This window comes from Bacillus cereus group sp. MG4 (genome assembly GCF_040460055.1).
Lineage (GTDB): Bacteria > Bacillota > Bacilli > Bacillales > Bacillaceae_G > Bacillus_A > Bacillus_A wiedmannii.
The window spans coordinates 18,546-41,478 of record NZ_JARVGZ010000001.1 but is presented as its reverse complement, the minus strand read 5'-3'; the positions used below and the strand labels follow the sequence as shown (position 1 = coordinate 41,478).

Genomic DNA, 22,933 nt, shown 5'->3' with positions numbered 1-22,933 from the left:
TAGAGGAATAAAAAGTATACTATAAGATAACGTATGTTATTTCATAATATTGTTTTAAGGTGGATCAACATTTTGCTTGATACACCTATTTTTTTATGTATTTATCTCCCGTTCTGAATATGTGACAGGGTTAAAAATCGAATTCCACAATCGTGATTACGAAAAAAAACAATTTCTCAGATTAAGTGAGAAATTGTTTTTTGATATAGTAGTATTCTACATATTAATTCGTTTGTTTAGTTTGAAACTCCAACAATTTTAAGTATCATTTACAAATAAGAACGATGCGCTGGCCATGAACCTTGAAGCTTGCGAAGTTGTACAATTTGTCCTGTATGATAAGCATCGTGCAAAAGGATGTTCATATATTGTTGCCAAATTGGTAGAGAAGGAGTTAATTGATTTAGTTCTGCTTCTTGGAGGGATATTAATGCAGATTGTAAGACATCATGCACTTGAATTGTTCGCAACACTGTTTGTTGCCAAGCCCCCTCATCATTACGTCCACCTTGGACAAACGTTTCATCATTATTTTGTGGCGCCACAAATGTTTCATCTTGATGCAAGCGGGCAAGTAAGCGTTCTTTAAAGATAAGTAAATGGTTTACATTTTCCCAAATCGTATTACTAGCCTCTCCTTCTGGTTGCCAACATGCTTGCGCAGCAGTAAGGTCCTTTAACGCGTCTGATAAAGGTGGATACCATTCTTCTTCGTAAAACACTTGCTTAATTCCATTTTGCAACATTTCTTTTTTACTCACTCGTATATCCTCCTTTTGCAAATCCCCCAAAAATACGGAGTAGTACATATAGGACTTTTATATCTTCGGAACCCAATTCCCTTCAGATTTTACTCAAACAGATATAAAAACAGATTGTTTCCAAATAGAAAGTATATTCTATTTGATTTATTGGTATTACAAACAATGGATATATGATAGTAGTATATTTTCAAATGAAGTGAAACATTCTTATAAGACGAAATGATCCGTTAGTATAATACGACTCTAAAAATAGCATTGCAATAAACGAGGTCACTTGTCGTACAAGATCAAGAGTGTTGGAGACGTATAAAGTGAAACTTTAAACCACGGGGGTTTTGCTGTCCACAAATAGCGGGATAAAAATGCGATTTGCATAATAAATTATCGTAAAAAAGGAGTGGGCTCCCCACTCCTTTTTTACTTTCTTATAATTGCTAAACTACATGTATTTACTATTCATTCAAGATTCAAACTTGATTTGTAATACATGCCATTTTTCTCGTTTTTTATTCTATCGTTGTAATTTCATTTGAGTTATAAATATAAATACCCGTTTCTTCTCTCAATGCAGTGATATACATCCCTTTCGCCACATCTTTCGCTGAAATTGGTTTATACTTTTTGAAAGCCCCTTTAAATATAAAAGGAATGATACGAGATAACTTTTCAGCCATTCGTTCACCGAAACGAAATTCTTGTCGATTTCCTACTAATAAAGATGGCCTAAAAATATGAATACCACCAATGACTAACTTTTGTAATTCCTCTTCCATTCTCCCTTTAACTTGCGAATAAAAGAAAAACGATTTAGGTTTTGCTCCCATTGAAGACACAACAAGGAAATTTTGTACCCCTTGTTTTTCAGCTAAACAAGCAGCTCGTAACGTATATTCATAATCTACCTTTTTGAAATTTGCCTTTGTTTTTGCTTTTTTGATTGTTGTTCCTAGACAACTAAATACATCATCTACAGCAAAAAACTCTTTATATTCCTCTAACACCGAAAAATCTATTTGTTTTTGCTGTAACTTTTCATGTTGCCATTGCATTGGTTCCCTTACAAAAATAGTAACCGAATCGTAGTAATCTGATTCAAGTAATAGACGCGTTATCTCTTGTCCAACTAAACCACTTGCACCAAGTACTAACGCTGTTCGCTTATTCATATATGCATATACCTCTTATTTTACTTTTCTCTCCTTCAGTAAAATACAACTTTTAGGAGTTTCCTTCTCTCATTTTACCACAAGTAAAGCACTATGCGTACGCATAGTGCTTTACTCACTCTTTTTTCTCATCTTTCTCTCGCAATTTTGTTACTGTTGATGCATCTCCTAAATTACTTATTAATCTTCTTAAAAAAATTAAGACTAATGCTAATGGTAATACTACCGCTAATATCAATAAAATAGCTTCCATTAAGTAACCCAAACACTCATCCCCCTCTGCACCCTCCTTTCAAATATATGAACGTAGCGTTGTCACATATGCATGCATTCCTAAAAATAATACATCCAAATTTGACAACTTTATAACAAAAACAAATCGGAATGATTATTATTTATTGCAACTTTATAAAAGATGTATTATACTAAGTTCGCAAACTAAAACGTAATTATTCCGTTTTGTATTAAAATGATATTTTTCTTCTATAATTGGGGAAAATATATCCGTAAAAAAAGAAAAGAGGAGAACTTCATGCCTAAAAGATTGACTATATTTTCATTCTTACTTATTTTCACTTTAATTTTTACTGGCTGCTCAAATAAAAAAGAAGGTAATGCCAAGAAAGACGGAAAGCTAACTGTTTATACTACTATTTTTCCTCTTGCAGATTTTGCAAAAAAAATTGGTGGCGACTATGTAACTGTTGAAGCGATTTACCCACCTGGTGCAGATTCACATACATTTGAACCAAGTCAAAAACAAACAGTACAAGTTGCAAAAGCGGATTTATTCGTTTATAACGGTGCTGAATTAGAACCATTTGCTGAAAAAATGGAAAAAGCATTACAAAAAGAAAATGTTAAAATTGTAAATGCATCAAAAGGTATTGAACTGCGTACTTCTACTGAAGAAGAGCATCATGATCACGGAGACAGTCATAAAGAGGATGAACATCATCACGATAAAGACCCACACATTTGGTTAGACCCTACTCTAGCAATGAAACAGGCAGAAAAAATTAAAAATGCACTTGTAGAATTACAACCTGATCATAAACAAGAGTTCGAAAAAAACTTCGCAGCACTTCAAACAAAATTTACTGATTTAGATGATCAATTTAAAGCAGCTGTTGCGAATGCAAAAACGAAAGACATTTTAGTTTCTCATGCGGCTTATGGATACTGGGAACAACGCTATGGCCTGAAACAAATTGCTATCGCTGGTATTTCAGCTTCTGATGAACCATCTCAAAAACAGCTTGCTGACATTACAAAAACAGTAAAAGAACATAATCTACAATATATTTTATTTGAAACATTCTCTACACCAAAGGTAGCGTCCGTAATTCAAAAAGAGACGGGTACAAAAATTTTACGCTTAAATCATCTTGCTACTATTTCTGAAGATGATGCGAAGAGCAATAAAGATTATTTCACTTTAATGGAAGAAAACGTAAATACATTAAAAGAAGCTACTAACTAATCAAATTTTTAAAAGAAGCTGAATATGTCATTCAGCTTCTTTTTTATTTGTACTTACTTGACTTGACCAAAATAACAAGTAAAATTATCCATATTAGCTTTTAAGCTATATTAATTTAGAAGGTGAGTTGGAATTATGACTCTTCACATTTGTGAAGTAACAGCAAAAAATTGGCGTTCGGTAGCTGCTTTAAACGTCGCAAAAGACCAGCAGCAATTTATTGAAAGCAATGCGTTTTCTCTAGCAGAATCATTATATGAGGGAAACGGAACGTCAGTAGGTTTATATGATGGAGAAACACTTGTAGGGTACGCAATGTATGGATGGTATTGGGAAAAACGTAAAAGTGTGTGGTTAGATCGCTTTATGATTGACGAGCAATATCAAGGAAAAGGATATGCAAAACGTTTCCTTCGCATACTCATTCAATTCTTACAAGATAAATTTAAATGTAAAATAATTTATTTAAGTTTACATCCAGACAACAAACTCGCAATGGGATTATACGAGTCATTTGGTTTCCGTTTAAATGGTGATATTGATGACGAAGGTCCAGTTGTAGGTGTTGTAATGGAGTTACTATTAGATGAACATACAAGCCTGTGAAAACAGGCTTTTTATTATCCTTCGTTTTTTGTCTTAACTAAGCATTTTTCTACAAAATACTTAGTTAAGACAAAAAAATAAGCCTGCACTATATGCAGACTTATTTCACACACTCCCCGAAATGTTCTTGGAACCATTCTTTATTAATATCTTTTCCGATAAACACAACTTCACTTACTCGTTCTTCGCCCTCTTGCCACTCTCTATCATATGATGCAGCAAACAGTGTATGCACACCTTGGAAAACGATACGTTTATCTACTCCATCAATCGATAAAATTCCTTTGTAGCGATATAAATACTCCCCTAGCTCTTGAACGACAGCTGACATCCACTCATTTAGTTTTTGTAAATCTAACGGTCGCTCTTCGCGTAGTACAAACGACTTTACGCCTTCTAGATGATTATGCTCTTTATGAGGATAAATTTGTAACGTATCTTTCGTTTTAAACGTTTGAATTTGTAGTAACGATGGAATATCTACATCACAGTTAGTCGCCTCGATTAACTTTGCAGTAGGGTTAATACCTTGCAGTTCCTGCAATAGATTTTCCTTTTCACTTTCATCCACTAAATCTAATTTATTTACTAAAACGACATCAGCAAATGCAATTTGTTCCTTTGCTTCTAGTCCTTTTTCAAAATGTTTATGTATATGATAACTATCTACTACTGTTACAACGCCGTTAATTTGGTATGCAGATTGAATCACAGGATCTAAAAAGAATGTTTGAATAATCGGACCTGGATTTGCAAGACCAGTCGTTTCAATTACTAATCCATCAAATTCCATTTTACCTTCTGCTTTTACGTCCAGTAATTGTTTTAAAGCGACTAGTAAATCTTCACGTACAGTACAACATAAACATCCATTCGTCATCTCCATAATCTCTTCTTCGACATTCATAATCAGCTGATTATCAATACCAATTTGCCCTATTTCATTTACAATCACTGCTAATTTATGACCGTGATTTTCTGATAAAATGCGATTTAATAATGTCGTTTTCCCTGATCCAAGAAAACCAGTTAATATTGTTACTGGAATCATTTCGTACATCTCCTTATAGCTATATGTTTTTACATTATAGCATATAGAGAAAATCGTTTTTGTAGCAAAACATATTTATTGTATGTACGATACTGTAACTATATAATAATATGTAGCAAGAAAGCCTTTTCAAAAAATGATTCATTCATCAAGGAGGTACTTATAATGGAACGAGTTCAAATGGCCGAAACACTAGAATTTTCTCGTATTATTCAAGGTTTTTGGCGTTTAGCAGAATGGAATATGACAAAGCATGAGTTGCTTTCTTTTATGGAAGCTTGTATGGATATGGGAATTACTACTTTCGATCATGCTGATATTTATGGCGGCTATACGTGTGAAGGATTATTTGGAGAAGCGTTACAACTCAAGCCTTCCATACGCGAAGACATGCAAATTATCACAAAATGTGGAATCGCTCCCCCATCAGCAAAATTTCCAGAGCGATATGTTGCGCACTACAATACGAGTGCTGAACATATAATAAAAAGCGCGGAAGACTCATTACAAAACTTACATACAGATTATATTGATGTACTGCTCATTCATCGCCCTGATCCATTTATGGATCCAAATGAAGTAGCAGAAGCGTTCTCACGCTTAAAGCAAGAAGGAAAAGTCCGTCACTTCGGTGTATCTAACTTTTTACCTTCACAGTTTAATATGTTAAGTTCTTATTTAGATTTCCCGCTCATTACAAATCAAATTGAAGTATCTGCGATGCAGCTTGAACATTTCGAAAAAGGGACAATTGATTTATGCCAAGAAAAGCGAATCAATCCTATGATTTGGTCGCCTCTTGCTGGCGGAGAAATCTTTACTGGTCAATCAGAACGTGCCGTACGTGTACGTGAAACGTTACAAAAGGTTGCCACTGAACTAGATGTTACTAGCATCGATACAGTTATGTATGCATGGCTGCTTGCTCATCCAGCTAACATGATGCCAATCGTTGGATCTGGTAAACTAGATCGTGTTAAAACAGCCGCTCTTGCTACAAAAGTTAATTTAGATCGTCAACAATGGTTTACAATTTTCGAAAGCTCTAATGGACATCCTGTACCATAATACACAAAAAGAAGAGCTGTTTCTTTACAGCTCTTCTTTTTCATATGTATTTCTAGTCATGGCAAATACACACATATCCCTTAATCCCTTTCCATCTACCGCTATACTCGCACTTTCCAATGTACCTTCTAACTTAAATCCTAATTTCTCAGGTATCGCTCTACTCTTCTTATTTAAAGAATCACATCGAATTTCTACGCGGTTTGCTTTCAGCTCAGAAAAAGCATAATCCGTTATACCCTTTGCAGCCTCTACCATATAACCCTTTCCACTAAACCTTGAATCAATCCAATACCCAATTTCAAATTGAGGTATATCCCAATTAATACGATGCAATCCAGCTGATGCAATAAATTCACCTGTTTCTTTCGAAAAAACTAGTAATCTTAAATCCTCACGCTGCAAAAATTGAATATGCGATTTTCTAATGCTCACTTCTACTTCTTCCTCTGTTTGCTCTTTTTGTGCAAAAACCATCCAAGGTTTTAATTCTTTCATAGAAGCTTGAATTGCATCGTATACAGCTTTACCGTCACCCGGTTTCGGCATTCGAATAAATAGCCTATCAGTATAAAATTCAGAAGGAAAATCGAATAATAACGGATTCACTTTCAACACTCCTTTTAATTCTTTTATATATAATAATATCCATCTCAAACCATACAGTAAAGAAATTTCTGAATTTTACACATTTTAATCATTTACCTCTACCGCTACACGAACTCCAGATTCAATTGCACCTTGTATCCATCCGTGATATAACGTTGTATGATCACCTGCAAAGTATAATCTCCCCTCTGGTTTTATAATCGTTGGTTGTAGCTCAGATTCTTGCCCTGCCTGAAATAGCGCAAACCCTCCAAGTGCATATGGATCCAATGTCCAACTTTTTGATATGCCAGACATGAACTCATCATATACTTGACCGCCTAATATTGTCGCTAAATTTTGTAGTGTGTAATAAATACGATCACCTTTTGATAACCCATCCCATAACAACGCATCATAAGACCATGTATAGCTGCCTAACATCATAGCAGGTCCTTTTTCTCCAATTCCGTGACTTGGATAATAGGCGTAACGAATTGGTAAATCCGTTATAATCCTGCCACCTAACTGTCCTTGTTCTTCCCAAAATCGACTTTTAAATTGAATTCCTATTTTTGTCGCTGGCATATAATGCAATTCACGAATTGCTTTCCATTTTTCATGAGATATAGAATCAAATGGATCTACTTCCACAAAGCGCATTGTCGAAAATGGAATTGTAATAATAACTAAATCCCCTGTAATACTACTATATTCAAAAGTTTCCTCGTTTCGATAAAAAGCTGTCACACCATTATCGTGTTGATGTAGCTTCATTAATTTTTGATTATATATAATATTTTCTTCTAATTGTGGTAAGAAAGACTTTGGTAATCTATCATTTCCGCCTACTATTTCACAAAATCCACTCTCCTCCTGCATAATGTATAAAAAGCGTAGTGTCTCAACAAATGACCTTTCCAAAAAACCTTCCAAATCTAATAGAACACCGATCATCTCAATTGTTACTGGCGAGAAATACGTATTATATTGATAAGGATGATACTTTAAAAATTGTCCTGTAGAGTACCTCCCAAAATCCTTTACTACAACATCCCAGTTTTTCTCTGGGTTCTTTTTTATAAAATTTATAATGGGCTGTACCGCTAACAATAATAGCTCCTCAGACGTTTTTCCGACTTCATTCATTTCTACAGGATACTTTAATATATTTGGATCTTTTTCGTATTGTTTTAATGTCGTTTTCCGGCCATTTACGAAAATGATATCAGTCTCATTCCTATTAATAAACGGGCTCACCTGTAGCCCAAATTTTCTTATATATGCCATCGTTAATGTGTGCGAATATGGAATTCTCATTGCCCCAACATCTAAATATAATCCGGTATCTTCCATTCTAACCGTCTCTATGCGGCCACCTACCCGGTTGTTTGCTTCAAAAATCTTCACATCATGTCCTGCAGCCTTTAATAATGATGCCGAAACCAACCCAGCCATACCAGCCCCTACTACGATAATTTGCTTCGGGTTCGTCGTCTTCTTTAATCCTTTATTTATAACTTTTAACGTTTCATCCATGTCAGTGTTATACATTATATCTTTCTGCACAATTCCACCCCTTACTTCATAAAATGGGCATTAGTGGTTTAGTACATTTTATTCATAAATTCCTATAAACATAACAACATAGCAAGTGGAATATTCACTAAAAGTACATAAGAGTTAGCTTTCACACCTCATCACGCTTCGTATAATATAGCAACGGCAAAGAAGGAGTGGTTGAAAATGAAACAAACTTACGACTACAACGCTACAAAGAAGTATTTAGAAGGAAAGAAACAACAACTATGCAACAAACTTAGTAGTAAACAACTATCTAAAAAAGAGCGTGAACAACTAAAACTTGAGATCGATAACTACGAATATATATTAAATTTAGTTGAAATGAATCATTATGAACGAGGCTTTCCTCGTTAAAAGTGGATAGGTGGTTTATCCACTTTTTATTTTGAGCATTTTATTACGCATTTTTCGTAAGTAAATATATAATAGGATGTACATTAAGATTGCGAGGTATATTCTATGATCAAATTAAGTGTGTTAGACCAATCCCCTATTTCAGATGGTAGTACAGCAGCCCAAGCTTTTTCACATACAGTTACACTTGCACAAGAAGTTGAAAAATTAGGATTCACACGTTTTTGGGTATCTGAGCATCATAATTCCATCAGCCTTGCTGGTTCAAGCCCTGAAATACTTATTTCTCATATTGCAGCAAAAACGGATCGTATGAGAGTTGGTTCAGGTGGTGTTATGTTACCGCACTATAGCCCTTATAAAGTTGCTGAGAATTTCCGCGTTTTAGAAGCGCTTTATCCAAATCGTATTGATCTTGGTGTCGGTAGAGCACCTGGTGGTATGCCAATTGCAACTCGCGCACTTCAAGAAGGCAAAATGGTCTCACTTGATCAATACCCAGAACAAATTGCAGATGTTGCAATGTACTTACATGATCAAGTACCAGAAAACCATCATTATGCAAATTTAAAGGCTACTCCTGTCATTCCAACATCTCCCGAGATGTGGATGCTTGGTTCTAGCGGAGAGAGTGCAATGATTGCCGCAAAACAAGGTGCTTCTTTTGCATTCGCACAGTTCATTAACGGATACGGTGGCCCTGAAGTAATGAATGCTTATCAAGAACAGTTCCAACCTTCTTATTTAGGAGATAAACCAAAATCAATCGTCTCTATTTTTGTTATTTGCGGAGAAACGAATGAAGAGGCGGAAAAAATTGCTTCTAGTTTAGATTTATCAATCTTATTACTAGAACAAGGAAAGCGTACAACTGGTACTCCTTCTATCGAAACTGCACAAAATTATTCATACAGCGCTTATGATTTATTCCGTATAAAAGAAAACCGTCAACGTATGATCGTCGGTGATCCATCTTCTGTGAAAGAACAAATCGTAAACTTAAGCAAAGCGTACAATACTGATGAATTTATGATTGTCACAATTACTCATCGATTTGAAGATAAATTGAATTCTTATCGCTTACTAGCAAATGCTTTTCATTTATAATGACAAAAGGGAGATACATCAATTATGATGCATCTCCCTTTTTTACTACTTATTATTTTTTTCGTCTATATATTCAATAGCTTCTTTTAATAGTTCATCAAAATCCTTAGGATAATCATGATTTAAATTGGGTACAACTTTAAACTCATGTTCTATATTCTTATCTCTTAATAATTGTACAAATTGCTGCGTACATTCGAAACAATCTTCATCTTGATCCCCACACACTATATACCCCTTTATATTTTTATCTTGTAGCACTCCCAATAACTCATCCCATTCTTCAATCTCTGGAAGCCACGGCGCCACAAAAATAAAACCATCTACCTCTATATCTTTTTGTAAAATTGTATACAAAGCTACTCTTGCGCCAGCAGAAAAACCACCAATTATTACACTTTCTACTGTATGATTTTCTATAAACGTAACATAATGCTCTTTTAATTCTTCTTTCCCTTTATGTATATCATCCCAAACAAATCCATCTGAAAACTGAATTTGCGAAGATTGTGGTAAAGCTAACGTATAATCTTGTGTCAAAACAGATTTCCAATATGGTTCTATTATTTCTATATTTTCTTGATCCCCGTGCATTGCAATAAATAGTTTTCCTTCTTTATTGCTGTCTAAATATTTCACGTCTGCTCGTTCTGTTTTCTTTGCTAAATCTTCTCTTTCTTTACATAATTGAACCATTTTATGAAACTCTTCAAATTTATGTAGTGGTGTTAAATCATCGTCCGAAATTAAATACTCATTTCCGTACCAAAATCCATTGTCTATAATAGCTTCCTTCATTATCTGTAACGCTTCTTCTTCAAGCCCCGCTGCACTCGCTAGCGCATATTTAAAATTATATATTTGCGCTTTATTCCCCACTACACCTTTAGCATGCTCCATTATATAAGTGTACGCTTCAAAACTCCCTTTATTTGCGTAACAATGTAACGTTTCATTTAATAATTGAATGTAAGTCATACTATTTTTCATACACCCATTCCCCCGTAATCTTTTATAATATTTATTTCTCAAACCTTCATACCATTCTGTAATCACTGTATATAACTTACGCTAACAATACTTAATCATTACTTCTCTTCGTCCAATAAGTTTATTGTAAAGTTTAATAAACAGAAAAATCAATATTTTCAAAACCAAAAAAAGACAACAATATATTTATTGTTGTTCTCAATACATCTACCCACTCTTTTGTTTTTTTCTGTCCGGTTTACTTGAAACTAAATAATGTTTTTCTGAAATATATAGGTCTCTTTTTAATATACGCTTCAAATATGGTCCTAATTTTATCCCGCATATAAGACGCTCTTCACTACCTTCAACAAGTGGAAACATTTCTTTTTCTGTTACGTACTGATCTACTGCTTTTTGTACGATATCAATTTCTTTAACTAGGTTTAGATTTTCTTCTGTATGTTCAAATACCTCAAGCGTTTCCTTCGTAATAAGAAAACTATTTGTTGGAAATGCAAGTAAATACGGCTTTAACAAATCATAATTTACTGTATAATCATCATTTACTAATACTGTATAAACGATATTAGCATTCGTTTCTAGAAACTTAGCCATCGCTTGTTCTAATTCATCTTTCGTAATTTCACGCTCTTCTTTTCCAGTTCTGAAAAAGCGAAACATTGCATCGCCTCCTTTTTACTATATTATAGCATAAAAGAAAACTGAAAAATGACAAAAAAGCCATTGAACGAATTTTTCAACGACTTTTTTCTTAATATACTTATATTTATTTTAAGAACGCACTTAGCATCCATACATGTTGTTCTAATGTTGTATGAATCGCTAACAACATGTCTGCTGATGTTTCATCGCCAGCCTCGCCAGCAACTTCCATACCTTCTTTTAATTCTTGAATAAGTGCAGAGTAATCATTCACTAATGTTTGCACCATTTCTTCTGCAGATTCCTTGCTTGTCCCTTCATTCACACTAGATGTTGCAAGATATTCTTTCATTGTCGCTAGCGGTTTACCTTCCAACGCTAAAATACGTTCTGCTAATTCATCAATATTTGTTCCAGCTTCATTGTAAAACTCTTCAAATTTCTCATGTAACGTAAAGAAGTGTGGTCCTGTCACATACCAGTGATAATTATGTAGTTTCACATATAACACATTCCAGTTTGCTACCTGCTTGTTTAATACTTCAACAACATTTGTTTTCGTACTCATACAATCCACTCCTCTTATCATTTCATAATGTTTATCTTTTAATAACATAGTTACATGTTACCATACATTTCCTATTCTTTCGAATGCTTAGCTCATATGTAACAAAGTTTTAACACCTTTAATACTTCCCTAATATCTTTTAATTCATGTATGTTTTCAAACACTTCATAAGTCTAATTGTCCAAGCTCATACATATGCATAATAGTAAATCAAGCTCATCGTAGTAGAAAGAGGGATAACATGGACAATCAACAATGGCAAGTAGCAAAGAAAGTCGCTGCTACTTATATTGGAACAGTCGTTGGAGCTGGATTTGCTACTGGACGAGAAATTGTTGAATTTTTTACAGTGAACGGATTATATGGAACAATTGGCATATGTGTAAGTGGATTTTTTTTTATTTGGCTTGGCACAAAGATGATGTTACTTTCATCACAAATTGGTGCATTTTCAGCGCAAGAATTTAACAAATATTTATTTGGAGATGTAGTTGGCAATGTTGTAAATACACTATTATTACTCGTATTATTTGGTGTAACGAGCGTTATGTTATCAGGAGCTGGGGCGGTATTTGAAGAGCAACTTCGTTTACCAAGACAACTTGGTATTTTCATTATATTGATCGCCTGTCTCATTATAGGTAGTCGCGGGTTACAAGGGGTTTTTGAAGTTAATACACTTGTCGTACCTATTATGATGATTTTTATTATCGGACTTGCTATTACAACTTTTTTTCACGGTACAACTCCTATTAGTGACACTATTCCTGCAGAAAGCTGGAATATGAAGTGGATTACTAGTCCTATTACATATGTCGCCTTAAATCTTTCTCTCGCCCAAAGCGTTCTCGTCCCGTTAGCCAGTGAAGTAAAGGATCGAAAGGCCATTTTATGGGGCGGTATTTTAGGCGGTGCAGGACTTTCTTTAATTTTATTATGTAGCCATTTAGCTATCTTATCAGTCGATCAATTTTATCAATATAATATCCCAATGGCTGAAGTCATAAGAAAATTCAATGCAACTTTTCACTTTTTCTTTGTTCTTATCATTTTCGGTGAAGTGTTCACAACTTTAGTTGGTAATGTGTTCGGAATGACAAAACAAATGCAATCCATGACCGGATGGAAAAGTAACAATATTATTTTCTTCATTTTACTAATTAGTTATTGCTTTAGTTACATTGGTTACAGTGAATTACTCCACATTCTATATCCTATAATTGGATGGATCAGCATCATTTTACTGCCAATTATTGCTTTTAAACAACTTCAAAAAACATAAAAGAAGCATCCATTTTATTGGATGCTTCTTTTATGTTCATTCACAATCATCGCATACTTCCCAGTACGGCCCCATTTCGAGTGCTAAATATGGCTTTAATTGTAAGCGAATCATCCGACTAGGCATGCGTTCTAAAACGAATTGAATCCCTTCTTCCTCTTCGTCTAATTCAACTTTTGAAATCGCAATTCTTTGCATAGTAGAAATAGGCATTCCATCTTTATATAAAGTGATTTTCACCTCATCATATTCATTAAAATACAATTCAACACTCATTTGATTTTTCAATATTTCATCAACAATTTCATATTTATCATTTCGTTCCTGGATTATATATTTCCAGCCGCCTCTACCTTCTTCTTTCGGAGCTGCTTGAAATAATGTCATCAAATCCTCGTATAGCATAAGATAACCCCTCTCTTACTAAAAAACGATGAGTATTTTATATACCCTTTATCTCTATCACTATCCATATGTATTGTACCATATATCACCGTTCTTACCGTATTCATTTGCTCCATAACTGCATATAAAATAACTGATTTTCTTCATTACTATATGAATTGTCTCTCATTATATTTCTTAATATGCTTCTAACGCTTTCCAATCATATCAAACATAAGTAAATGCACTCTTTGTCCATCCTCCGCTTAGTATTTCCTTACAATAACAAAAAAGAAGAGTGACTTTTATCACTCCCCTTAAAAGAATTTCCCCGTAGCTACTAACGCTAATACTAGTATTAAAATTGTAAATAATAATGATACAATGAAACTAAAAATAGGTAATGCTTTCTTTTCATTCTTCTTAAAGAGTAACTTTAAACTAAGAAAGATGTTTACTGGTACAAGTATAAAATAAAAATATTTAACAATTTGCACCGAACTATTCGAAAGTGTTTTTAAAATAAACACTTCAATTAGAAAGACAATAAAAAATGAAATACTTAACCAAAATGAGACATAACTAAGCCAAGAATGTCTTTTGGGTACCCCAATAAACTCCCATAGTAATCTCCTTTATTTGCATTTTATACGATTATAATTATACACAAAGCAAACAAATACCTCTATTTTTCGACAAATATCATACAAAATATACCTTTAAATATTATAAAGATACTCTCAATCTCATTTCATTTTACATAATAAAAACAGACTACTCCAATAGCATACTGCTATTTTGGAGATAGTCTGTCCTCTGTTAAACTTTAAATCTTTCAATTAACCCTTGTAACTCTTCAGCCATTTGAGATAATGTACCAGCCGCCGAACTAATCTCCTCAATGGACGCTAATTGTTCTTCTGCTGATGCTGCAACGTTTTGAGTACTCGTCGCATTGTTCTGTGCTGTCATTGCAATTTGACCTACTGAAATAGACACTTCATTTGCACCTTTTGACATCCCATTGGCCGTTTCAACCATCGTTTTAATTTGATCTGCAATTTCATTTGTAGATAGTAAAATCTCAGTAAAGTTTTGCTTTGTTTCATTCGCAATAACAAGTCCAGATTGAACTTCTTCATTTACATGCCCCATAGATTTTACCGTCTTACTCATGTCATCTTGTATTTCACATATTAATTTACTAATTTCACTAGAAGATACACTAGACTTCTCCGCCAATTTACGTACTTCATCTGCAACAATTGCAAATCCTCTTCCGTGCTCTCCTGCTCTTGCAGCTTCAATTGCCGCATTCAAAGCTAGAAGATTCGTTTGATCTGCAATATTTTGAATGACTTCTAGTATGTCACCAATTTGTTTTGATTTATTATTTAGCAACTGTATAACTTCATCTGATTGTGAAACAGATTCTGCAATAGACTGCATTTGATTTACTGTTTTTCCGACTAGTTTCCCGCCATCTTCTGCTTTTTCACGAGTATGAGCAGAAGCCGTATTAATTGATGATGAACTTTTTGCTACATGCTGAATTCCTTCTGTTACATCAAATAATAACATTGCACCATTTTCTACGCTTGTTGTTTGCGTTGTTGCTCCGCTTGATATTTCATCCATTGCCATTGTAATTTGCTCAGTCGCTTCACTCGCTTGTCTTACACTTGCCGTTAGTTCTTCTGATGCTGCTGCAACATGTCCAGCCGAAGTATTAATTCTTCCAATTAACGTTCGCAATGCATCTGTCATCTCATTGAATCCTTTTGCAAGTTGGCCAATTTCATCATTAGAATGAATCTCGATTGTTTGCGTTAAATCTCCCTCACTTATTTCTTTAGAAGTGGCAACTAATCTTTTTAATGGCTTCGTTATAGAAAGTGTCACAAAATAAATAAGTGCTCCGCCTATAACTAATGAAATGAACATAACAATTAACATATTATAAAATACAGGCTGCGCAGCTTCAATTATTTCATTTGAGTACATCGTTCCACCGATTTTCCAACCTGTTTTTACATTTGTAGCAAATACCATTTGTTTTTCGCTGCCATCATACATATATGAAAAAGCACCGTGATTATCTTCATAAATTTTCTTGGCCCAAGAATCAGCTGCTTTTTCTCCTGATTTTTCTTGAGGATGTGCAATTATTTTTTGTTTTCCATCTAAAATGAAAGCATATCCTTTTTTACCGATATTGATTAACTTTGTTGTTTTTAATAAATTATCTAAACTTAAATCTATTGCTACAACACCGTTTTTATCTTCTGTTTGTTTTGCAATCGTTACGACAATATGTCCATTTCCTTTCGCCTTATACGGCTCAGTAATGACAATACCACCTTGTTTTGCCACTGCATCTTTATACCAAGAACGTTCTGTTGGATCATAGTCTGCTGCCATTTGTATATTTGGTTCTTGTACAAATTTCTTATCATTCCCGGCAACATAAACTTGTTCAACATCTTTATTCAAATTGATATATTGAGATAACATTTTTCTTAATTCATCTTGATTATCCCCTTGATACATATTACCTTGAATCACCCGTGCAAAATTATTTACATCATTAAATTTCGCCTCAATCATTTGATTGATTAAATTATCTAATATTTTTATATTGTCGTGAGCACTGCTCGTAATTTGTGATTCAAAATTCTTTTTAGCTGTTTGATAAGACATACCTCCAATAATAGAGACAGCCGCAATTAAAATGACAAAAAACGAAATTAGTAGTTTTTTTGCTACTTTCATATCACGAAACCAATTTAATAGTCTACCCATTACAAACCTCCTGCTTTTCAATTTCAATAGTTAAATCTAGCGAGTTGTAAACATTTCCCATCCCTAAATTATTATTTTCATAAGCTCTTACAATGAATACTTTGTAAAGTTTAAACAATTAAATTCCCTTTGTCTATATATTTGAATAATATTATTATAAAATTTACAATTGCAAAAAAAGCCAAAGGGAACCACCCTTTGGCTTTTCATATTTTTTTATGCTGTTTAGAAATCTTTTTCCACTTATCACGCTCTGCTCTCGCAAGAATAGCATCTTGTTTTCTCATAAAATACGCCAGTTCTCTTTGTAATTTTTTATAGCTTTGCAAACGATTTATCGTAATAATTCCGTTATCAATTGCATTATGCACTGCGCACCCTGGCTCATTTTCATGTTTACAATCCCTAAAACGGCACGTTTTTGCTAATTCTTCAATATCAGAAAATGTTGTTTGAATTGCATCGCTTCCTTCCCAAAGCTGTAGCTCCCTCATACCCGGAGTATCAATAACTAAACCACCACTCGGTAATCGGAACAATTCACGATGAGTTGTCGTATGCCTTCCTTTACTATCTTCCTCACGAATATCTCCCGTTTTTGCTACTTCAAGTCCTATGAGTGCATTTAACAAAGTGGATTTTCCAACCCCCGATGACCCGACTAAAGCAATTGTTTTTCCTGAAGAAACAAATTGCTGCAACGATTCAATACCAGTATGCTCTAAACTATCAACGACGAAGATCGGAACACCAATTGCCACAGCCTCCGTTTCAACAATTTTCTGTTCCACGTCTTCACATAAGCTACTCTTTGTTAAAACAATAACAGGCATTGCACCACTTTCATACGCTAATAGTAAATAACGTTCTATTCTTCTTACTTTAAAATCATGGTTAAGTGCATTTACTAAAAATAGATAATCTACATTTGCTGCTATTACTTGTTCTTCCGTTCGATTACCAGCCTCTTGTCTAGAAAAAGAGCTTCTTCTTTGAAAAATACGATGAATAATTGCTTTCTTTTCATTCTCTATTTTCTTTATATACACCCAATCACCAACCGCTGGATAATCTCCCTTCGTTACTGCTTCATACCGAAACTTTCCAGACAGCTCTGCCATATATTCACCATCATTACAAATAATTCGATATATATGTTTATGCTCTAGTAAAATACGCCCCACTTCAAAGTTCTCTACAGCTTGTTCTTTAAAATAAGAATCCCAGCCGAATGATTCTAAAATATTTTGATTCAAATTGATATCCTCCCTAGTTTAAGCTAAGCGGAAGGATCGTGCGCTCACTTATACAGTCGCGCCCTTTCCATCCACCTTTGTATTTGGTTTATTATTCATATACGTTATTTTCACCATAATACATCACCCCGTTCTCATTTTAATTACTCTCATTATATGGAATATTCATTTAAAAAGCTACCTTATTTAACGGAATTTTCAAACATTTTATTTTTCATCATTCTAATTTGTCCACGGTGACTAACCTCATCTTCTAGCACATGAAACCACAGATAGTGTTGGTTATACACTACACCGTTAGGCCACTTTCTTTCTGACATAAGCCATTGATCATTTTGTTCACTCAAATACTTCAGAGATTCTTCTCGAACACTTTGTAGAAGTTGTACATAATACTGTATGTCATTATCACGGATTGTTCTCCCCGCTTCCCCTAAATACAGTGCGTTTTCCCATACTTCTAATTCTTCTTTTGTAAAGTCGCGCTCTTGAAATGACATAAGTTGATGGGCTTTTTCTATAGCTGCTATATGCTTTAGTAACGCTCCGATTGAATTCCCTCCACTCGGCATAATTAAATCTACTTGCTCAACTGATAGATCTTTTATTTCCTGTAATGTTACAGCCCTCGTATGCTCCAGCATGCTTACTAATTACCCAATATTTTTTGTATAACCATCTACACTTCTTATTCGATAATCTACATTCATATTAAGGAATAATCGCTTCATATAATAGACTAAAAGATATCAGATTTTTCCGTTATAATTAAATTGAATACGTAATAAACCCAAACAAACTTTCTCAATATGCTTCTATGAAATATTAAAAGGAATCAATATAAAAGAATCGAATCTTATTCACTAAAAGGAGTGGATTCGATGGAAATGTATCAATGGCTAACTGCAGTTCTCGTTGGTGGCATTACTGGCTTCGTTTCCCATCTAATCAATAACCAAGGTAAGTTATTGCTTCCACGCCGTTTGAAAACTTTTTTTCACTTTGGGTTTTTGACTGATATTTTTACTGGTAGTCTAGCTGCACTTCTTGGACTCGTTTTATTCGATGTCACCTTAATAAAAGAAATTATTAAAGTATCCATTGTGACTGCTATTTCCGGTCAGACTTTCTTACTGCACCAAGCGCTTGGTGGTGAGCAGGCTAAAAATACACAAATTGGGAAAGCTGATGAGAAGATTCAAGAAATTGACAAATTATTACGACGTTAGTCTATACTTTTTTTAAAAATTATTGCTATAATAAACAATAAATATTTTCTATTGCGTCGTTTGTCAGAAGAAAGGGTGTTTCGTATGACAAAAAAGAAAATAGAAGATTTCTTAACAAACACTGAAAAAGAGGAACTGCTAGAAAACTATAAATGTTTACGAGAAGCCCGCACAAAAAGCGAAGCTAATTATTTTGGTGAAGCAGTAGACCATCTATTAAATAAAGCAAAACAACGAATTATTAAAGATGCAGGCATACATGATGAAAATGCAGCAACAGTTCAATCAAAAAGAAAAGCACTGTTTTAGTTACATTAGCTAAAACAGTGCTTTTTATTTAGAATTTTTTCTTCTTGCCATGCTATATTCTCTCTGTCTTTATTCTTCCCATTTTTACAGTTTCAAAAGTCATATAGGCCTAGAGATCAACTTAATAATATTAGCCCGTGCAAACCATTTTAATAATAGGTTTATTAAATCGCTTCTTTTAAATCTGAATGCGGATTTGGTCCGTATTGATTGTCATTTTCTTCACTTTCAATGATAAAAAATACAAGTAAAACAACGCTACCAAACGGTACGAAATTTAATAGTTGCCACCATCCTGTTTTCCCAATATCATGCAATCGTCGTGCACCAACCGAAAAACTTGGTATAATCATTACTAACATAAATAGCAACGCAATAATAGCAACTAACACCTCTGAAAATGATGATAAAAATAACAGTAACCAAAAAATTACGATATTCGATAAACTAAAAGTCCAGTACTCTTTTCGCGTAGCTCTACCACTAAAATTCCCATAATTCTTTAGAGCTTTCAAATACCATTGCATTTAAATCTCTCCCTTTTATCCCCAATAAAATTAAAACATGTAATTATTAACAGATAAGTAGAAATATAACACAGTATTTATGTAAAATCCATATCCTAATCTAAATTATCCTCTATTTAAATAGTTTTTTCTTTCAGCATTTTTCACATTACTTTCACATCTATTTCACAAATATAGGTAGTCCTATATGTTAAACTACATATATCCTTTTCCAAGGAACTATATGCCGATATATAAATCCCTATCTTTGTAGGGATTTTTTATTTTTGAATTCCTCATAAATTTGTTACAATACCTTTCTTCTACTATTTCTATACTTTTAGTAACCACTGTAATTAAAAGCACATTCATGTATTCACACTCTTATTAATTCTGATTTGCGAAATATTTATACAGGCTTTATGATGCAATTCCTGTTTCACTATCTTCATTAAGCTTTTCACTTTTTCTAAACAAAAATAAAGCTCCTATATATAGTAACGCAGTAAAACTACCTATAAGTATAAAATTGTGAGATGCTGCAAATAGCAGTCCTGCTATTGCCGCTCCAATCATTTGACCAATATACATAGAAGCATTAGCAAGCGCGGCTCCTGTTCCTCTTGCTACACTAGACATGTTTTGTAAGTGCCTCATCATTAATACAAACAAAATTCCTGTCACAAAAAACAAAACAAAGAACAATAACTCCACCAATATAATGTTCTTTACATGAGGAAGTAATACATATAGCACTGATGTAAATATAATTCCACCATAGAAAGAAAGGTTATAACCAATTTTATTTACGATTCTAGGGCCAAAAATATTACCAGTTAAATTCCCTAATCCTAATATAAGCATAGCTGTACCTGCTTCATGAACTTGTAAGCCAAATTGAATGGAAAGCCATACACCAAAAAATGAAAATGCAGCAAAATTACCAGTTTGAAAAACAAAATATGCAAAATAAGAAATTGAAACCTTTGAATCTGTAAGTAATTGTTTATAGCGCTTTAAGATGTTTGTTTTACTTCCACCTATATGAACCGGTTGTATTTCTGGTAATACTACATAGATAAGAATTACAAGTAGTGTTGATAATATACCAATGACGAAGAATGGTGTTGTATAGTGTATCATCGCCAAATACGATCCAACTGGCAACCCTAAAATTTGAGAGATTGCTAACCCTGCTGTTGCAATTCCAATTGCCTTTACAATTTGCTCCTTCTCTATAAGGAGCGGAATAGATGCCCACACTTGTGGAGATACAAAGGCTGCACTTACACCTGCTAAAAATCTAAATGCTAGCATCCATAGAAAACTCGGTGCCATTCCACATAAAAACGTACTTAACGCAAAAAAACTCATTCCTATTACCATCACTTTTTTTCTGTTTAAGCCATCTGATATAGGACCAGCAATAAGCGCAAATCCAGCGTATCCTAAAGCATATGAACTCACCATCCACCCTGACAGCTCAGTTGAAACATGATACACCTGTTGTAATGTCGGTAAAAGTGGTGAAATTAAGAAAGTATCTGTACCTATCATAAACATTATCGTAAAGAATACAGCTAGTACTCTTTTCATTTAAACCTTCTCCTTTTATATAAAAAGAGGGAAGTACCCCTCTTCTCAACTAATCTTCTAAAATGGATTCAATCTCTTTCATCACCTTCTGATTCAATGAAACTTCCACCGCTCTTACACTTTCTCTTATTTGCTCCGCTCGTTTCCCACCAGGAATAACAGTATCAATTCCTTTTTTGTTTAATAGCCATGCTAAAGCTAAATGCGATACTTCAAGATTCATTTCTTTAGCTAAGCCTTTTAACTTCTCAACTTTTTTAAAGTTACTCTTATATGTATTTTCTTCAAATAGATTTACACTTTGACGCCAATCACCTTCGTTTAATTTAAAATCTTCTGTATATTTTCCACCTAGTATCCCAAAAGCAAGAGGCCCATATGGTATAAATGAAATACCTGATTCTATACAATACGGCAAAAGTTCTTCCCCAGCAGCACGATCTAACATATTATACGGTGATTGTACAACATCTATTTGTCTGTGCTGATTCGCTTCTTTTAATTGCTCTATATTTACGTTAGATATTCCAATTGAACGAATTTTCCCTTCTTCTTTTAGGCGAGTAAGCTCACCAATTGAATCTATGTAACTTGTTTCTGGATTTGTAAAATGTAAATAATATAAATCAATATAATCAGTTTGTAATCTTCTTAAGCTATTTTCCACAGCATTTCTTAAATAGCTTCGTTCATTATTAATATAAACCTCTCCATTTAATAACGGTTGTATTCCACCTTTTGTAGCAAGTACAACTTCGTGGCGTTTTCCTTTCAATACTTCTCCTACCAATTCCTCTGATCTACCGAAACCGTATGAATCTGCTGTATCAAAAAATGTAATCCCTTGCTGGATAGCTTCTTCTATTAATCGTTTTCCTTCCTCCTCATTCACATCAGCATATAAATTATGTCCCCCTACAGCATTTGTTCCTAGCCCTAACTTTGAAATATTTAGTCCTGCCTTTTGCAATTTGGTATATTTCATTTTTTCTCCCCCTATATTTCTATTGTTCGATTATAATCGAACAATAGAAATATACCACTTTATATGTTATAGTGCAAACTATATTAACTTATACAAGCAGGTGAAAAAATGCGTACTCTCTATCATCCAAATCGAGAAGAAATTCAATTCTCTTCTGTTTTATACGCACTTAGCGATCAAATTCGTTTACAAATTGTAACGATGCTACTAGAGAAACATGAACAATCTTGTGGTGCGTTAAACATTCCAATTGCGAAATCAACTTTATCTCACCATTTCAAGGTTTTACGTGAATCCGGTGTTATGTATACACGCCTTGAAGGAACACAGCGTTTCATTTCAATTCGTGAAGATGACTTACATGCTAGATTTCCCGGTTTATTAGACGTCGTATTACATGCGACAGAACCATACTAAAAAACATCTCATATTCATATGAGATGTTTTTTAGTATGGTTCTATTCTTTTAATAAAATGCAACTTTAATCAGAAGGAACTTTGTTCATCACACACTAGAAATATATACGCTTCATTCTTTTTCACTTTATTTTTGTACTGGATCCTTTGGACACTTTAATTATTTGATTACATTTTATACACATCATTAATA

The 22,933-nt window shown here is 33.8% G+C and carries 25 protein-coding genes and 2 pseudogenes; 9 read left to right on the top strand and 18 right to left on the bottom strand.

The window, feature by feature from the left end; genetic code table 11:
* Positions 1 to 269: 269 nt before the first annotated feature.
* From QCI41_RS00230 to QCI41_RS00220, 3 genes are all read right to left on the bottom strand, one after another.
* Complete coding sequence (locus tag QCI41_RS00230) at positions 270 to 761, bottom strand: DinB family protein (protein WP_353838763.1); 492 nt, start codon at positions 759 to 761, stop codon at positions 270 to 272.
* A 509-nt stretch (positions 762 to 1,270) separates the two neighbouring features.
* Positions 1,271 to 1,930: an oxidoreductase gene (locus tag QCI41_RS00225; RefSeq protein ID WP_001042750.1), complete on the bottom strand. Its 660-nt coding sequence runs from the start codon at positions 1,928 to 1,930 to the stop codon at positions 1,271 to 1,273.
* 115 nt (positions 1,931 to 2,045) lie between these two features.
* Positions 2,046 to 2,195 carry a hypothetical protein gene (locus QCI41_RS00220; RefSeq protein ID WP_000540925.1) on the bottom strand — a complete coding sequence of 50 codons (150 nt, stop codon included), beginning with the start codon at positions 2,193 to 2,195 and terminating at the stop codon, positions 2,046 to 2,048.
* A 267-nt stretch (positions 2,196 to 2,462) separates the two neighbouring features.
* Here QCI41_RS00220 and QCI41_RS00215 point away from each other — a divergent pair, with 267 nt between their 5' ends.
* Positions 2,463 to 3,413: a metal ABC transporter substrate-binding protein gene (locus QCI41_RS00215; protein ID WP_353838765.1), complete on the top strand. Its 951-nt coding sequence runs from the start codon at positions 2,463 to 2,465 to the stop codon at positions 3,411 to 3,413.
* A 135-nt stretch (positions 3,414 to 3,548) separates the two neighbouring features.
* Complete coding sequence (locus QCI41_RS00210; protein ID WP_353838766.1) at positions 3,549 to 4,019, top strand: GNAT family N-acetyltransferase; 471 nt, start codon at positions 3,549 to 3,551, stop codon at positions 4,017 to 4,019.
* Between the two features lie 100 nt (positions 4,020 to 4,119).
* Here the strand turns inward: QCI41_RS00210 and QCI41_RS00205 are convergent, their stop codons facing one another.
* A complete protein-coding gene (locus QCI41_RS00205) occupies positions 4,120 to 5,070 on the bottom strand; it encodes a CobW family GTP-binding protein (RefSeq protein WP_000613417.1) in 951 nt (316 codons plus the stop codon).
* Positions 5,071 to 5,235: 165 nt separating this feature from the next.
* On the opposite strand from QCI41_RS00205, the gene QCI41_RS00200 reads away from it, so the two are divergent.
* A complete protein-coding gene (locus QCI41_RS00200; RefSeq protein WP_353838767.1) occupies positions 5,236 to 6,138 on the top strand; it encodes an aldo/keto reductase in 903 nt (300 codons plus the stop codon).
* Positions 6,139 to 6,162: 24 nt separating this feature from the next.
* On the opposite strand, the gene QCI41_RS00195 is transcribed toward QCI41_RS00200, so the two are convergent.
* On the bottom strand, positions 6,163 to 6,747 hold the full coding sequence (locus QCI41_RS00195) for a GNAT family N-acetyltransferase (protein WP_353838768.1): 585 nt from the start codon (positions 6,745 to 6,747) through the stop codon (positions 6,163 to 6,165).
* Positions 6,748 to 6,831: 84 nt separating this feature from the next.
* Positions 6,832 to 8,295: a flavin monoamine oxidase family protein gene (locus tag QCI41_RS00190; RefSeq protein ID WP_353838769.1), complete on the bottom strand. Its 1,464-nt coding sequence runs from the start codon at positions 8,293 to 8,295 to the stop codon at positions 6,832 to 6,834.
* A gap of 177 nt (positions 8,296 to 8,472) precedes the next feature.
* Between QCI41_RS00190 and QCI41_RS00185 the strand changes: the two genes are divergently transcribed.
* Positions 8,473 to 8,664: a DUF3896 family protein gene (locus tag QCI41_RS00185; RefSeq protein WP_000815502.1), complete on the top strand. Its 192-nt coding sequence runs from the start codon at positions 8,473 to 8,475 to the stop codon at positions 8,662 to 8,664.
* A gap of 105 nt (positions 8,665 to 8,769) precedes the next feature.
* Positions 8,770 to 9,771: an LLM class flavin-dependent oxidoreductase gene (locus QCI41_RS00180; RefSeq protein ID WP_000594033.1), complete on the top strand. Its 1,002-nt coding sequence runs from the start codon at positions 8,770 to 8,772 to the stop codon at positions 9,769 to 9,771.
* A 45-nt stretch (positions 9,772 to 9,816) separates the two neighbouring features.
* Here QCI41_RS00180 and QCI41_RS00175 read toward each other — a convergent pair whose 3' ends face one another.
* The 3 genes from QCI41_RS00175 to QCI41_RS00165 all read right to left on the bottom strand — a co-directional run bounded on the left by QCI41_RS00175 (position 9,817) and on the right by QCI41_RS00165 (position 11,974).
* Positions 9,817 to 10,761 (bottom strand): alpha/beta hydrolase, encoded by a 945-nt coding sequence (locus QCI41_RS00175; protein ID WP_353838770.1) that lies wholly within the window; start codon positions 10,759 to 10,761, stop codon positions 9,817 to 9,819.
* Positions 10,762 to 10,968: 207 nt separating this feature from the next.
* Positions 10,969 to 11,424 (bottom strand): DUF3939 domain-containing protein, encoded by a 456-nt coding sequence (locus QCI41_RS00170; RefSeq protein WP_000488201.1) that lies wholly within the window; start codon positions 11,422 to 11,424, stop codon positions 10,969 to 10,971.
* 106 nt (positions 11,425 to 11,530) lie between these two features.
* Positions 11,531 to 11,974 carry a Dps family protein gene (locus QCI41_RS00165; RefSeq protein ID WP_000105194.1) on the bottom strand — a complete coding sequence of 148 codons (444 nt, stop codon included), beginning with the start codon at positions 11,972 to 11,974 and terminating at the stop codon, positions 11,531 to 11,533.
* A 241-nt stretch (positions 11,975 to 12,215) separates the two neighbouring features.
* On the opposite strand from QCI41_RS00165, the gene QCI41_RS00160 reads away from it, so the two are divergent.
* Complete coding sequence (locus tag QCI41_RS00160) at positions 12,216 to 13,256, top strand: YkvI family membrane protein (protein ID WP_060490080.1); 1,041 nt, start codon at positions 12,216 to 12,218, stop codon at positions 13,254 to 13,256.
* 36 nt (positions 13,257 to 13,292) lie between these two features.
* On the opposite strand, the gene QCI41_RS00155 is transcribed toward QCI41_RS00160, so the two are convergent.
* From QCI41_RS00155 to QCI41_RS00135, 5 genes and pseudogenes are all read right to left on the bottom strand, one after another.
* Positions 13,293 to 13,661, bottom strand: coding sequence for a DUF3979 family protein (locus QCI41_RS00155; protein ID WP_060490079.1), 369 nt, complete (start codon positions 13,659 to 13,661; stop codon positions 13,293 to 13,295).
* 296 nt (positions 13,662 to 13,957) lie between these two features.
* Positions 13,958 to 14,264: pseudogene (locus QCI41_RS00150) on the bottom strand (hypothetical protein).
* A gap of 195 nt (positions 14,265 to 14,459) precedes the next feature.
* Entirely contained in the window at positions 14,460 to 16,442 is a 1,983-nt protein-coding gene (locus QCI41_RS00145) for a HAMP domain-containing methyl-accepting chemotaxis protein (RefSeq protein ID WP_353838771.1), read from the bottom strand.
* Between the two features lie 206 nt (positions 16,443 to 16,648).
* Positions 16,649 to 17,698: a ribosome small subunit-dependent GTPase A gene (gene rsgA / locus QCI41_RS00140; protein WP_353838772.1), complete on the bottom strand. Its 1,050-nt coding sequence runs from the start codon at positions 17,696 to 17,698 to the stop codon at positions 16,649 to 16,651.
* Positions 17,699 to 17,880: 182 nt separating this feature from the next.
* Positions 17,881 to 18,342 (bottom strand): DinB family protein, encoded by a 462-nt coding sequence (locus QCI41_RS00135; protein WP_353838773.1) that lies wholly within the window; start codon positions 18,340 to 18,342, stop codon positions 17,881 to 17,883.
* A gap of 237 nt (positions 18,343 to 18,579) precedes the next feature.
* Between QCI41_RS00135 and QCI41_RS00130 the strand changes: the two genes are divergently transcribed.
* The gene (locus QCI41_RS00130; RefSeq protein ID WP_000426320.1) at positions 18,580 to 18,927 is read left to right on the top strand and encodes a DUF4257 domain-containing protein; all 348 of its coding nucleotides are present in this window, start codon (positions 18,580 to 18,582) and stop codon (positions 18,925 to 18,927) included.
* An 84-nt stretch (positions 18,928 to 19,011) separates the two neighbouring features.
* Entirely contained in the window at positions 19,012 to 19,236 is a 225-nt protein-coding gene (locus QCI41_RS00125) for a hypothetical protein (protein ID WP_000162604.1), read from the top strand.
* 164 nt (positions 19,237 to 19,400) lie between these two features.
* Here QCI41_RS00125 and QCI41_RS00120 read toward each other — a convergent pair whose 3' ends face one another.
* The 4 genes and pseudogenes from QCI41_RS00120 to QCI41_RS00105 all read right to left on the bottom strand — a co-directional run bounded on the left by QCI41_RS00120 (position 19,401) and on the right by QCI41_RS00105 (position 22,323).
* Positions 19,401 to 19,763 carry a DUF805 domain-containing protein gene (locus tag QCI41_RS00120; protein WP_001198797.1) on the bottom strand — a complete coding sequence of 121 codons (363 nt, stop codon included), beginning with the start codon at positions 19,761 to 19,763 and terminating at the stop codon, positions 19,401 to 19,403.
* A gap of 143 nt (positions 19,764 to 19,906) precedes the next feature.
* Positions 19,907 to 20,114, bottom strand: a pseudogene (locus tag QCI41_RS00115) (hypothetical protein).
* Positions 20,115 to 20,162: 48 nt separating this feature from the next.
* Positions 20,163 to 21,338 carry an MFS transporter gene (locus tag QCI41_RS00110; RefSeq protein WP_353838776.1) on the bottom strand — a complete coding sequence of 392 codons (1,176 nt, stop codon included), beginning with the start codon at positions 21,336 to 21,338 and terminating at the stop codon, positions 20,163 to 20,165.
* 49 nt (positions 21,339 to 21,387) lie between these two features.
* Positions 21,388 to 22,323 carry an aldo/keto reductase gene (locus QCI41_RS00105; protein WP_353838779.1) on the bottom strand — a complete coding sequence of 312 codons (936 nt, stop codon included), beginning with the start codon at positions 22,321 to 22,323 and terminating at the stop codon, positions 21,388 to 21,390.
* A gap of 108 nt (positions 22,324 to 22,431) precedes the next feature.
* Here QCI41_RS00105 and QCI41_RS00100 point away from each other — a divergent pair, with 108 nt between their 5' ends.
* The gene (locus tag QCI41_RS00100) at positions 22,432 to 22,740 is read left to right on the top strand and encodes an ArsR/SmtB family transcription factor (RefSeq protein WP_001259913.1); all 309 of its coding nucleotides are present in this window, start codon (positions 22,432 to 22,434) and stop codon (positions 22,738 to 22,740) included.
* Positions 22,741 to 22,933: the final 193 nt, after the last annotated feature.